Annotated in this window: 11 protein-coding genes; 5 read left to right on the forward strand and 6 right to left on the reverse strand. The window is 67.0% G+C overall.

The window, feature by feature from the left end:
• The first annotated feature begins 14 nt into the window (after positions 1 to 14).
• Positions 15 to 1,616: an EAL domain-containing protein gene (locus tag V8J38_RS10455; protein ID WP_338575554.1), complete on the forward strand. Its 1,602-nt coding sequence runs from the start codon at positions 15 to 17 to the stop codon at positions 1,614 to 1,616.
• On the opposite strand, the gene V8J38_RS10460 is transcribed toward V8J38_RS10455, so the two are convergent.
• Both V8J38_RS10460 and V8J38_RS10465 read right to left on the reverse strand, forming a co-directional pair.
• A complete protein-coding gene (locus V8J38_RS10460) occupies positions 1,589 to 3,190 on the reverse strand; it encodes an ABC-F family ATP-binding cassette domain-containing protein (RefSeq protein WP_338575555.1) in 1,602 nt (533 codons plus the stop codon). The genes V8J38_RS10455 and V8J38_RS10460 overlap by 28 nt on opposite strands.
• A complete protein-coding gene (locus V8J38_RS10465) occupies positions 3,156 to 3,293 on the reverse strand; it encodes a hypothetical protein (protein ID WP_338575557.1) in 138 nt (45 codons plus the stop codon). The genes V8J38_RS10460 and V8J38_RS10465 overlap by 35 nt, the downstream gene beginning before the upstream one ends.
• Before the next feature lie 165 nt (positions 3,294 to 3,458).
• On the opposite strand from V8J38_RS10465, the gene V8J38_RS10470 reads away from it, so the two are divergent.
• A complete protein-coding gene (locus tag V8J38_RS10470; protein ID WP_338575558.1) occupies positions 3,459 to 3,983 on the forward strand; it encodes a group III truncated hemoglobin in 525 nt (174 codons plus the stop codon).
• Here the strand turns inward: V8J38_RS10470 and V8J38_RS10475 are convergent.
• Positions 3,980 to 4,432: a hypothetical protein gene (locus V8J38_RS10475; RefSeq protein ID WP_338575559.1), complete on the reverse strand. Its 453-nt coding sequence runs from the start codon at positions 4,430 to 4,432 to the stop codon at positions 3,980 to 3,982. The genes V8J38_RS10470 and V8J38_RS10475 overlap by 4 nt on opposite strands.
• Before the next feature lie 161 nt (positions 4,433 to 4,593).
• On the opposite strand from V8J38_RS10475, the gene uvrA reads away from it, so the two are divergent.
• Positions 4,594 to 7,533, forward strand: a complete 2,940-nt coding sequence (gene uvrA / locus V8J38_RS10480) for an excinuclease ABC subunit UvrA (RefSeq protein WP_338575560.1) — start codon at positions 4,594 to 4,596, stop codon at positions 7,531 to 7,533.
• A gap of 62 nt (positions 7,534 to 7,595) precedes the next feature.
• Here uvrA and V8J38_RS10485 read toward each other — a convergent pair whose 3' ends face one another.
• Both V8J38_RS10485 and V8J38_RS10490 read right to left on the reverse strand, forming a co-directional pair.
• Positions 7,596 to 8,486, reverse strand: a complete 891-nt coding sequence (locus V8J38_RS10485) for a hypothetical protein (protein ID WP_338575561.1) — start codon at positions 8,484 to 8,486, stop codon at positions 7,596 to 7,598.
• Between the two features lie 20 nt (positions 8,487 to 8,506).
• Positions 8,507 to 9,445: a hypothetical protein gene (locus V8J38_RS10490; protein WP_338575563.1), complete on the reverse strand. Its 939-nt coding sequence runs from the start codon at positions 9,443 to 9,445 to the stop codon at positions 8,507 to 8,509.
• 102 nt (positions 9,446 to 9,547) lie between these two features.
• On the opposite strand from V8J38_RS10490, the gene trmFO reads away from it, so the two are divergent.
• On the forward strand, positions 9,548 to 10,954 hold the full coding sequence (gene trmFO, locus V8J38_RS10495) for a methylenetetrahydrofolate--tRNA-(uracil(54)-C(5))-methyltransferase (FADH(2)-oxidizing) TrmFO (RefSeq protein WP_338575564.1): 1,407 nt from the start codon (positions 9,548 to 9,550) through the stop codon (positions 10,952 to 10,954).
• Between the two features lie 151 nt (positions 10,955 to 11,105).
• Here the strand turns inward: trmFO and V8J38_RS10500 are convergent, their stop codons facing one another.
• Complete coding sequence (locus V8J38_RS10500) at positions 11,106 to 12,311, reverse strand: MFS transporter (protein WP_338575566.1); 1,206 nt, start codon at positions 12,309 to 12,311, stop codon at positions 11,106 to 11,108.
• Positions 12,312 to 12,375: 64 nt separating this feature from the next.
• Here V8J38_RS10500 and V8J38_RS10505 point away from each other — a divergent pair, with 64 nt between their 5' ends.
• Positions 12,376 to 12,867 (forward strand): MarR family winged helix-turn-helix transcriptional regulator, encoded by a 492-nt coding sequence (locus tag V8J38_RS10505; RefSeq protein ID WP_291782201.1) that lies wholly within the window; start codon positions 12,376 to 12,378, stop codon positions 12,865 to 12,867.
• Positions 12,868 to 12,870 lie beyond the last annotated feature (3 nt).

The following is a 12,870-nucleotide window of genomic DNA, read 5'->3' on the forward strand; positions in this document are numbered from 1 at the left end:
CCTACGGCTTCGGCATGACACTGACCCCCCGCCTCCTGGGCCTGGCGTTCGCCGCCGCCGACGCGCTGATCGAAGTCGATCAGCATGGCGTGGTACGCTTCGCCCTGGGTTCCGGCCCCGTCGCAGGTCAGCAAACCTCCGCCTGGGTCGGCCGCCGTCTCGGCGAGCGCCTGTCGGTCCAGAGCGCCGCGACGCTGCGGAACCTGCTGGACGCGCTGCTGCCGGGACAGAGAAGTCCCGCCGCTGAGGTTCTGGTCGATTGTGGCGACGGCCGGATGCGCTCCGCAACCTTACGCGCCTTCGCCCTGCCCGACATCGCCCCGGCCCGGTCCTGCGCCCTGTCCTATGCAGGAGAACCCTTCGAGGTCGACCACGCGCCTCCGGCCGTAGGCGCTCCGCCGAGAGACGCCGAGGGCTTTCTGACTCATGCGCACGCCAGCCTTTCGAGCGGCGAGACCGGCGCCCTGCAACGCCTGGCCCTGGCCTTCATCGACGTGAACGGCCTGCATGACGTCGATCCCGCCACGCTGGAGCGGGTTCACCATCGCATCGGCGGCGCGCTCAACGCCGCCTCTCACGACGGCGCCAGCGCGGGTCGGCTGACATCCGACCGCTACGCCCTGATCCGCAAGCTGGACGATACGAGAGATCTGGCGGCGGAAATGCGGAAAGCCGGTCAGGCCGAGGGTGTCGTTCTGTCGGCCGTGGCGACGCAGAGCGCCCTGGGCGGCGACGCCGCCTCGGCCCTGCGCGCCATGCGCTTCGCCATCGAGGGCTGCCTGAAGGATGGCGGGCTGGATCAGCCGGAGCTGTCCTTCGCTGATTCCCTGCCACGCACGCTGAAGGACGCCGACCGTTTCCGCAGCATCGTGCGTGACCGGGATTTCGCCCTCTACTACCAGCCCATCGTCGATCTGAAGACGCGGGCCGTCCACCATTTCGAGGCCCTGGCCCGCTTTGGCCAGGGATCAGGCCCCGCCGCCGCCATCCGCATGGCCGAGGAACTGGCTCTGATCGACGGCTTCGACCTGGCCGTAGCGGAAAAGGCGGTGCGGCGCCTGCGCGAGCCGGGCGGCGGCCTGCTCAAGATCGCCGTCAACGTCTCGGGCGCCTCTCTGGCCAACGACGCCTATGTCGCGGCCCTGCTGAAGATGACCGCTGCGGCGCTCGATGATCGTCGGCGCCTGATGGTCGAGGTGACGGAGACCGCCGCCCTGGCCGATCTGGCCGCCGCCGATCGTCGTCTGGGCGCCCTGCGCAACGCCGGGATCAAGGTCTGCATCGACGACTTCGGGGCCGGTTCGGCCTCCTTCGATTATCTGCGCGGCCTGTCGGTCGATGCGGTGAAGATCGACGGCGCCCTGGTGCGCGATATCGATATCGACGCCCGAACCCGCACCCTGATCGCCCATCTGGTCGAACTATGCGGGTCGCTGGAACTCGAAACCATCGCCGAGATGATCGAGACGGATCAGATCGCCGACGCCCTGCGCGACCTGGGCGTCACCCACGGTCAGGGCTGGCTGTTCGGCCGGGCCGAGCCTGAGCCGCGCACCATTCTGAACACCCCCGCGATCCGAGGACGCCGTCAGGGCGTGGTCGAAGGCTGGAGCTGACCGTCCTTCAGCACGACCGTTCGTTCGACGCGCAGATTCGCCAGAAAATCAGCGTCGTGGCTGACCACCACCAGCGCGCCGTCATAGCCTGACAGCGCCGCCTCCACCGCCTCGACGGAATCGATGTCCAGATGGTTGGTCGGCTCGTCCAGCACCAGCAGTTGCGGCGGCTGCGTCCCGGTCATGACGCAGGCCAGGGCCGCGCGCAGCCGCTCGCCGCCAGACAGGTCTCCCGTTTTGCGGTCGGCCTGCACATTGCGGAACAGAAAGCGGGCCAGAGCCGCCCGCGCCGCATTGGGCGTGCCCTGCGGGTTCAGCCTCAGCCAGGCGTCGACCAGCGTTTCGTCCGGCTTCAGCATGGCCGCCTGCTGATCCAGCAAGGCCGCGCGAACCGGCCGCTCAACCGATCCTGCGGACGGCTCGGTCAGCCCCGCGATCAGCTTTAACAGGGTCGTCTTGCCCGCCCCGTTGGGACCGGTCACGGCGACCCGTTCCGGCCCGGTCAGACGCAGGGAGATCGGCCCCAGCAGACGGCGGCCGTCACCGGCCCTCACGACCGCCTCGTTCAGGTTCAACACCATACGTCCCGCAGGCAGCCCGGTCGGCGGCATGGCCAGCGCCATCTGGCGCACGCGTTCGACGCGCTCGCGCGCCTCGACCAGATCGCTCTCGGCCGCCTGGCGTTTGCGTTCCGCCAGCCGCTGACCACGCGCGCCGGTTTCCTCGGCCCGCTGGGCCTGGGCGTCGAGCAGGATCTTGGGATCGGAGCTGTTGGCGCGCGCCGCCTTGGCCGTGCGGTCACGGCGCGCCTGACGCTCCTGCACCATCTGAGACTCGCGCTGGACCCGTCCAATGGCGCGCTCGGCCTGTTCCAGATCGCGCTCAGCAGCGGCCCGTTCGGCGTCGCGGCGCTCGACATACAGATCCCAGCCGCCGCCATGCACCCGCGCGCCCAGACTGGAAAGCTCGACGATGCGGTCCACGCGACGCAGCAGGGCGCGATCGTGGCTGACCAGCACCACCCCGCCCGGCCAGTCGGACACGACATCGGCGATCATGGCGCGGGCCTCGGCGTCCAGATGATTGGTCGGCTCGTCCAGCACCAGCAGGTCCGGCGCCGCCAGCTTCAGCCCCGCCAGCCGCAGGCGCGTCTGTTCGCCGCCGCTCAACTCCGCCGTACAGCGATCCAACGCCAGATCGGCCAGACCGACCTCGACCAGAGCCGCCTGCATCCGCTCCTCCAGCGTCCAGTCCGCCTCGGCCATGTCGTCCAGCGAACCTTCACCCGCCAACACGCGATGCAGGACAGCCAGAGGCGCAGCGACATCCAGCGTCTCGGCGACCGTCTCATCATCGCCCGGCGTCTGGGCCTGCGCCAGCCAGCCGACCGTTCCGGCGCGCGCGATCGCGCCCTCGGCCGGTTCGGCCAGACCAGCGACAAGGCGCAGCAACGTGGTCTTGCCCACGCCGTTGCGCCCCACGACGGCCGTGCGTTCGCGCCCGAAGGCGAGCGTCAGATTGTCGAAGAGGCTTCGGCCGTCAGGCGTGCGGACCGCGACGCCGTTGAGCGTCACGAGCGCGGATGCGGACCGGCTTGGGCTTGGGTTGAGTAAGGACATAGGCGAACACGAGCAGCGGCATGGAAAGGGCGAAACCGATTTCCAGGGTGCTGATCATGATCGTCTTGCCTCCTCACTGATGCGTTGGCTGATGGAAGGATGGGGACGGAAGTTTCGTAACGCAACCCCAAAACTGCGGCTCAGCTTTCGCAATGCGGCCGCCACCCCCCTTGGACAATCGGCGTCATGGTCTTTCGGCCTCCCGGCTCCTATCTTGAGCGTCATGAGCACGCCCGATCGTCCTGTCGCCTTCCGTATCGACCGTCCTGCGCCGGATCGAGCCGAAGCGGCCGCACGTAGGGAAGCCGCCGTGGCCCGCATCCGCGCCGAAACCGGCATCGACGAAGACATGATCGACGCCCTGGTCGAGGGCTTCTACGCCAAGGTGCGCGAAGACGATTTCATCGGCCCGATCTTCGACGCCCGCATCGACGACTGGGGTCCGCATCTGGAGCAGATGAAGCTGTTCTGGTCGTCCGTCGCCCTGTCCACCGGCGTGTATCAAGGGCGGCCTATGCCCAAACACCTGCCCCTGCCCATCGACGCCCGCCACTTTGACCATTGGCTGAGCCTGTTCGAGGCGACCGCCCGCGATCTGTGTCCGCCCGTGGCCGCCGAACACTTCATCGTCCGCGCCCGCCGCATCGCCGAAAGCCTCGAACTGGGCGTCGCCAACGCCAACGGGGTGATGGTCGGCCTCGGCGAACGCTATCGGCGGCCGGAAACGCCGTGGGCGCCGGAAAACTAGGCGGCTTTATCGTCTTCCGCCGCCTTCGGCTCGCCAGCCATACGAACATTGATGTTGAAGGTATGAACCTTCCACTCGCCCTTCTCGCGCATCATGGCGGAATAGACCCGAACCGTGCGATCCGCGTAAACGTAGTCCTGCTCCAGTTCATAGGTTTCGCCCTGAGATCCGGTGGTTTTGCGGGACTGCACCAGCTTGGGCTCAGGCGGAGCAGCGTCGCCGATCATGTCGCGAAGCATGGGAAGTTGGGCCTTGACCTCTGCCGGATCGTTTTCCGACAGCATCCGCGCAACGACAGCGTCATCACGGCCAGCGACCATATCGCCGTAAAAGGCCTCAGCCTCAGCGTTCAGCACCGGATCGGATGTAGGCAGCGTCGCGTGAAAATTACAGGCGGCGAGCACCGAGGCCGCCAGAGCCAGCATCACAGCCTGAAAACCGATTTTCATACATCCCTCCGCTTCTGACCGGCAGCATATGCGGAATCCCTGCGGCCACAACGACGAGCCCAAGAGTTCTTATATTGTTCTTGCTGTTTGCGGCGAATTGATCCCCATATAGCGTCGTCTCCCCGGACCGTTTTCGGGGTCTCCCGCGTTCCTCGGATCTCATGGTCGAAAAGCACAACTTCATCCGCGTTCGCGGCGCCCGCGAGCACAACCTCAAGGGCGTCGATCTCGACATTCCGCGTGAACAGCTGGTGGTCATGACCGGCCTGTCCGGGTCGGGCAAATCCTCGCTGGCGTTCGACACCATCTATGCCGAGGGTCAGCGCCGCTATGTCGAAAGCCTGTCGGCCTATGCGCGCCAGTTCCTGGAGCTGATGGGCAAGCCGGATGTGGATCTGATCGAGGGCCTGTCCCCGGCGATCTCCATCGAACAGAAGACCACGTCGAAGAACCCGCGTTCGACCGTCGGCACCGTCACCGAAATCCACGACTACATGCGCCTGCTGTGGGCGCGCGTGGGCATTCCCTATTCGCCCGCCACCGGCCTGCCGATCGAAAGCCAGACCGTCAGCCAGATGGTCGACAAGCTGACCGCCCTGCCCGACGGCGAACGCATCCTGCTGCTGGCGCCGGTCGTTCGCGGCCGCAAGGGCGAGTACAAGAAGGAAATGGCCGAGTGGCAGCGGCAGGGCTTCCAGCGGTTGAAGATCGACGGCGAGTTCTACGCCATCGAAGACGCCCCCGCGCTCGACAAGAAGTTCAAGCACGACATCGATATCGTCGTCGATCGCATTGTCACCAAAGAGGGTCTTGAAGGCCGTTACGCCGACAGCATTCAGACCGCGCTGGGCCTGGCCGACGGCATCGCCACGGCGGAATGGGCGAATGCGCCCGAAGGCGAAGAGCCGCGCCGCATCGTCTTTTCCGAGAAGTTCGCCTGTCCTGTTTCGGGCTTCACCATCAGCGAGATCGAGCCGAGGCTGTTCTCGTTCAACAACCCCTTCGGCGCCTGTCCGGCCTGTGACGGCCTGGGAGTCAAGCTGGCCTTCGACGCCGATCTTGTGATCCCCGACCGCGACAAGACCCTGCACAAGGGCGCCGTGGCGCCGTGGGCGCGCGGCCCCTCGCCCCTCTATACGCAGACGCTGCAATCGCTGGCCCTGCACTACGGCTTCTCGATGGACAAGGCGTGGCGCGACCTGCCGGAGAAGGCGCAGACCGTCATCCTGCGCGGCTCGGGCGGCGAGAAGATCAAGTTCGTCTATGACGACAACGCCCGCAAATACGAGGTCTCCAAGCCGTTCGAGGGCGTGCTGCCGAACCTGGAGCGCCGCTGGCGCGAGACCGACAGCGCATGGGTGCGCGAGGAACTGGGCCGCTATCAGTCCGAAACTCCGTGCGAGGTGTGCGGCGGCAAGCGCCTGAAGCCCGAGGCCCTGGCGGTCAAGGTCGGCGGCGAGGACATCGCCGACATCTCCAACCTGTCGATCTCCAAGGCCTTCCTGTGGTTCTCGACCCTGGAAGACGCCCTGACCGAAAAGCAGGTCGAGATCGCCCGGCGCATCCTGAAGGAGATCACCGACCGCTTACGCTTCCTCAACAACGTCGGCCTGGATTATCTGAACCTGTCTCGCAGTTCCGGCACCCTGTCGGGCGGCGAGAGCCAGCGCATTCGTCTGGCGTCGCAGATCGGCTCGGGCCTGACCGGGGTGCTGTATGTGCTGGACGAACCGTCCATCGGCCTGCACCAGCGCGACAACACCCGTCTGCTGGACAGCCTGAAGGGCTTGCGCGACCTGGGGAACTCCGTGCTGGTGGTCGAGCACGATGAAGAAGCCATCCTGACGGCCGATTACGTCATCGACATGGGCCCGGCCGCCGGGGTCCACGGCGGCACGGTCTGCGCCGAGGGCACGCCCGCCGAGGTCATGGCCAACCCCAACTCCCTGACCGGCCAGTATCTGACCGGCGCGCGCGAGATCGAACTGCCGCCCGAAGGCCGCCGCCCCATCAACCGCAAGCGGATGCTGAAGGTCTCAGGCGCCACGGGCAACAACCTGAAGAACGTCACGGGCGAGATCCCGGTCGGCGTCTTCACCTGCGTCACCGGGGTGTCGGGCGGCGGCAAGTCGACCTTCACCATCGAGACCCTGTACAAGGCCGCCGCGCGGCGCCTGAACAATGCGTCCGACGCCCCCGCCCCCTTCGACCGCATCGAGGGGCTGGAGCATTTCGACAAGGTCATCGACATCGACCAGTCGCCGATCGGCCGCACCCCGCGCTCGAACCCCGCCACCTATACCGGCGCCTTTGGACCCATCCGCGACTGGTATGCGGGCCTGCCCGAGGCCAAGGCGCGCGGCTACGGCCCCGGCCGCTTCAGCTTCAACGTCAAGGGCGGCCGCTGCGAGGCCTGTCAGGGCGATGGCGTCATCAAGATCGAGATGCACTTCCTGCCCGACGTCTATGTCACCTGCGACGTCTGCAAGGGCAAGCGCTACAACCGCGAGACGCTTGAAATCGTCTTCAAGGGCAAGAGCATATCGGACGTTCTGGACATGACGGTTGAAGAGGCGGCGCGCTTCTTCACCGCCGTGCCGTCGATCCGCGACAAGATGCTGACGCTGGAGCGCGTGGGTCTGGGCTACGTCAAGGTCGGCCAGCCCGCCACCACCCTGTCCGGCGGCGAAGCCCAGCGGGTCAAGCTGTCGAAGGAACTGTCCAAGCGGGCGACCGGCAAGACGCTCTACATCCTGGACGAGCCGACGACCGGCCTGCACTTCGAGGACACGCGCAAGCTGCTGGAGGTGCTGCAGGAGCTGGTCGAGAACGGCAACACCATCGTGGTGATCGAGCACAACCTCGACGTCATCAAGGTGGCCGACCATCTGCTGGACTTCGGTCCCGAGGGCGGCGACGGCGGAGGCGAGATCGTCGCCGTCGGCACGCCGGAACAGGTCGCCGAGAACCCCGCCAGCTGGACCGGCCGCTACCTCAAGGAGGTGCTGGACCGGCACGAGGAACGCCGCAAGGGCCGCGTCGCCGCCCTGACCGCCGAACCTGCGCCCGCCAAACGCGCCAAGGCCCGCAAGAGCGCCTGACCTGAAAAGAACGCCGCGCCCCTGTCGGAGCGCGGCGTTTCATTTCCAGCGAGGCCGTCGGATCAGACGCGCGGCACGCCCTTGATGCCCAGATAGGCCGCCGAGAACGGCGCATAGATGACGGCCGCCTGCGCCGCCGCCAGCAGGGCGTTGACCACGCCCCACACCAGCAGGGCCGGCCAGAACTTAACGAGAAGCGTGGCGATATTGGTCGTCTCTGCTCCCGCCAGGCTCTCCAGGCCGCCGAAGATCAGGTTGAGCGGCGCGATGACGATGGAGCCCAGCAGCCCTACCAGCATGGACATGACGCCCGCCAGAACCGCCATGCCCAGCAGCGGCCAGAAACGGCCCCTGGTCATGGCCCAGCTTTCCTTGATGGCGATCTTCTCCTCCGCGAAGGTCGTCGGCGCGACCAGGCAGAGGCGCACTGCCAGCCAGACGGCGACCGCAGCAACCCCAAGCCCCACAAGAACCGCCGGCAGGATCAGGAAGGGCGCGCCCATGCTCGCCGCCAACCCCACAAAGACGCTGACCAGCACCGTGCCGCCCATGATCACGCCGAACATCAGCAGCGCCACAACCAGCGTGGCTCCCAGGATACGCAGTTCATCGCGTCCCAGGCGCAGGTAGCCGAACCGCTTCTCCTCCGGGCGAATGACGGAGCGCGCCACCGCCGCCGTCAGCACGGCGCTGAACAGCAGCGACAACGGCAGGGCCAGACCCATCATGGCGCCGTAAGCCTGCCCCAGGGTCGTCAGATCGCTCATCGACGGCTCGGCGCTCTGTTCGATCTGCTCGGCCAGGTTGATGATGTTGATCAGACTGCCGCCGGCCACGGCGAAGAAGACCGCGAAGAACACGATATAGGCGGCGGCCCAGGCCAGAATGGCCATCGGCGCCCGACGGGCCAGGCGGAAGCCCTCAAAGGCGGATTCGGTGGCGTTGAAACTCATGCTGGCTCCTCGATTCTCGCTCAGCTTAACGCAACCGCGCCGGTTTCGTCCTGTTTCTGCATCGCCAGCATCTGGCGACAGGCCGAAACGCCGGGCGCGATCCAGATGGCGACGATGACGCCGTAATAAGCCGTAATGGCGATAAAGGCCGCAACGCCCGCCACTGCGACAACGAGCGGGTTGAAGGCCGGAAGCTCGCTCGACGCGCTCTGGGCCCAGACCGCCAGTTGAGGCCAGAAGGGAATGCTGACGCCCAGGGCGATTAGTCCCGCCACGATCAGGAACAGCACATGGACCAAAAACGTGACGGCAAACGTCGCGGCGAAAAGGCCCAACAGCATCCCGACGCGGCCCTTCGTCATCCTCCACCCCTCCACGAAGGCGAAATCCTGAGACGCGATGCTGAGCGGCATGATCATGGAGGTCCGCAACCCCGCCCAGACGATGCCGACGATTCCCGCCAGCCCCACCGCCACGCCCAGCATCACAGCCGCTGTTTCGGAAACCATCCAGAAGGCCGCCCCAAAGGCGAAGGCCAGTAGAAGGACGACCAGCATCACGCCATAGCAGCCCGCCATGACGGCCAGGCCGGCCACGGCCACCCTCGCCTCATCCATGCCGACTCGAAGATCGAAAAAGCGACCCGGCGCGCGCTCGGACCACAGCACCGCGCGGCAGATAGCGGCGATGATCAGGACGTAGCCGATCAACTGCACCACATTGATCAGCATGGACCAGGCCTGCATCCGCATCATGGCGGCGAGCGCCTGCGGACTGGCGTCTGCATTCTCAGCCGTGGCCTCAAGACCGATCGTCATCAAGAGATCGATCATGAGGATGGCGGACAGCAATACAGGCAGGGCCAGAACGACGCCCCAGGCGAAGACGCTGCCGGGCCGACGCCGGATCAGACGAAAACCATCCGCCAGCGCTTCATCGATCTGGAATCCATGGGTCATGAACAGCCTCCGCCGTCGCTTATAAGGACGAACGTCGTCCTCCGACAGCCTTGACCGCACGCCCCGCATGACAGGGGCGCGCCACGCGGCTATTAGGCCGCCATGTCGAATGCGTCCCCCACTCCCCGCCCCGTCCACGTCATCGGCGGCGGCCTCGCCGGATCCGAAGCGACCTGGCAGATCGCCCAGGCGGGCGTGCCCGTCATCCTGCACGAAATGCGCCGGGACGAGCCGGAACAGGTCCGCACCGACGCCCACCACACCACGGGTCTGGCCGAACTGGTCTGCTCCAACTCCTTCCGCTCGGACGACTGGGAGTTCAACGCCGTCGGCCTGCTGCACGCCGAGATGCGGGCGCTGGACAGCCTGATCTTGGCGTCCGGCGACGCCAATCAGGTGCCCGCCGGCGGCGCTCTGGCGGTCGACCGCATCGGCTTCTCGGACGCCGTGACGGCCAGACTGGAAGCTCACCCCCTGGTGACCATTGTGCGCGAAGAGATCGCGGGCATTCCGCCGGAAGACTGGGACAACGTCATCGTCGCCACCGGCCCGTTGACCTCGCCCGCCCTGGCCGACGCCATCCTGAAGGCGACCGGCGAAGAAAGCCTCAGCTTCTTCGACGCCATCGCGCCGATCCTGCACGCCGACAGCATCGACTTCGACGTGGCCTGGCGCCAGTCGCGCTATGACAAGGAAGGCCCCGGCGGCGACAAGGCGGCCTACGTCAACTGCCCGATGGACAAGGCCCAGTACGAAGCCTTCATCGACGCCCTGCTGGACGGTCCCAAGGCCGACTTCAAGGAGTGGGAGAACATCCCCTATTTCGACGGCTGCCTGCCGATCGAGGTCATGGCCGAGCGCGGCCGCGAGACCCTGCGCCATGGCCCGATGAAGCCGGTCGGCCTGACCAATCAGCACAACCCGACGGTCAAGCCCTACGCCATCGTCCAACTGCGCCAGGACAATGCGCTGGGCACCCTGTTCAACATGGTCGGCTTCCAGACCAAGCTGAAATACGGAGCCCAGACCGACGTCTTCCGCATGATCCCCGGCCTGGAGAACGCCCAGTTCGCGCGTCTGGGCGGCCTGCACCGCAACACCTTCCTGAACAGCCCCAGGCTGCTGGACAAGCAGATGCGGCTGAAGGCCATTCCGCGCCTGCGCTTCGCCGGTCAGGTGACCGGGGTCGAGGGCTATGTCGAGAGCGCGGCCATGGGCCTGCTGACCGGCCGTCTGGCTGCGGCGCAGGCATTGGGACGCGACCTGTCTCCGCCCCCGCCGGAAACCGCCATGGGCGCCCTGGTCGAGCACATCACCGGCGGCCACCTGGAAGGCTCCAAGTTCCAGCCGATGAACATCAACTACGGCCTGCTGCCGCCGCTGGAGGCGCCCAAGGTCGATGAAGACGGCAAGCGCATCCATCCCAAGGAGCGCGGCCGCGCCAAGAAGCGTCTGCAGAGCATCCGCGCCATGGATGCGCTCAAGGCCTGGCGCGACGCGGCGCAGTAATATCGTCACCCTCGGGCTTGTCCCGAGGGCCCATCGTCGAGCCTGTCCCAATGGAGTGGAATGATAGCCGCAGCCTCAAAGCGGCTCCTACCGCGACTGAAATCCACCATAGGCCCTCGGGACAAGCCCGAGGGTGACGGTGAGGGGCGGATTATTGAAGCTTCGCGCCGCCGGGTTTGAAGGCCAGGGTCATCGCCGCCATGGCGACGAGGCCCAGCCCCATCAGCGTCCAGGCCTGACTCAGGTCCGACAGGCGGTCGCGCAGCAGCCCGGCCGCCAGCGGCGACAGGCTGGCGATGATGTAGCCGCCGCCCTGAACGAAGGCGAGCAGGTCGCCTGAGCGCACCGGATCGTCGATCTGGTCCATGGCCAGGATCAGGGTCAGCGGAAACACCGCGCCGATCCCCAGACCCAGCAACAGCATGACCGGAATCGCCAGACTGACCGGCGCCAGCACCAGTCCCGCCAGACCGATCAGCGCCAGGGCCACGGCCGCCAGCATCGGCCCGCGCCGGTCGGGAAACCGGGCGATGAACAGGGACACCAGCACGCCCGCCAACACCTCGGCGCCCGTCATGCCGCTGAGCAGGAAGCCCGCCGTCGTCCGCGCCTGCCCCATGTCGACGTAGTAAGGCGGCAGCCAGGCCAGCACGAGCGTATAGGCCGAGGTGCCCAACCCCAGAATCGGGACCAGCGCCCACGCCCTCGGCTGCTTCCAGAACGGAAGCTCGGGGTGGGTTCCTTCGGCGACGGCGACGCGGTTCGGCTCCTCGGCCGCAGGATCACGCGCGGCGATCATCCAGACGACCGCCGCCAGGAAGGCGGGAACCGCCCATAGGGCCAGCGCCCCTGCCCAGCCGACCGCCTCGGCCCACCCGGCGGCCGTCGCCGCCGCCACGGCCGCCCCGCCCATGATTCCGGTCGTATAGACGCCCATCACCGTGCCGAAGCGTGTGGGGAACGCCCGCTTGATCACGACCGGTGCCAGGGCCTGGATCAGGGCGACGCCGATACCCACCACCACGGCGCTGGCGATCAGACCGGCCGTCCCGTCGAAAATCGCTCGCGCCAGACAGGACAGGCCGATCAGAACCGCGCCCAACAGGATGCCCTTGCGCTCGCCCAGCCGTCGCCGCAGCGGCCGGATCGACAGGGCGCCGACGCCGATCATCGCCACCGGCAAGGTGGTCAGCAGGCTGGCCGTGGTCGAATCCATGCCGGTCGCCGCTTCGATCAGATCCAGCAGCGGCCCGACCGCCGCCATCGCCGGGCGCAGGTTCAGCGCCAGGGCGAAGATGGCGGCGGCCAACAACAGGCCCGCGCCGCGCGACGGTTGCGAGGCGTTCGACTGATCCATCCGAGGTGACTCCGGCGACGAAAGGCGATAATGTCTCGCTATCAAGTATCTTAATGTCAAGACAATGACCGATCGCGCTTCCCGCGCCGCCGCCCAGTGGGCTGTCGCGCGTCCCGACCTCGACCTACTGGCCATGGAGACGCTGGGCCGTCTGCACGAGGCCTCCATCCTGGTGACGCGCGAGCGGCAGGCGCCGCTTTACGCCCGCTACGGCCTGCAACATGGCGAGTTCGACGTTCTGGCCACCCTGCGCCGCGCGCCCTCGCCCGACGGCCTGACGCCCACGGCCCTCTATGAGGCGACGATGATGTCGTCCGGCGGCATGACGGCCCGGCTGGACCGACTGCAGAAATCCGGCCTGATCGAGCGCACGCCCCACCCCAGCGACCGCCGCGCCTCACTGGTCAGGCTGACGCCCAAGGGGTTCGACCTGATCGACGGCCTGATGCCGCTGCACATGGCTGAGAGCCAGGCCATGCTGGCCGACCTGTCGCGCGAGGAGCAGGCTGCGCTGGGGGCTCTGCTCGCCCGGCTGATCGCCGGGCTGGAGCGTTGAGCG

It is taken from the genome of Brevundimonas olei (assembly GCF_037055245.1).
Lineage (GTDB): Bacteria > Pseudomonadota > Alphaproteobacteria > Caulobacterales > Caulobacteraceae > Brevundimonas > Brevundimonas olei.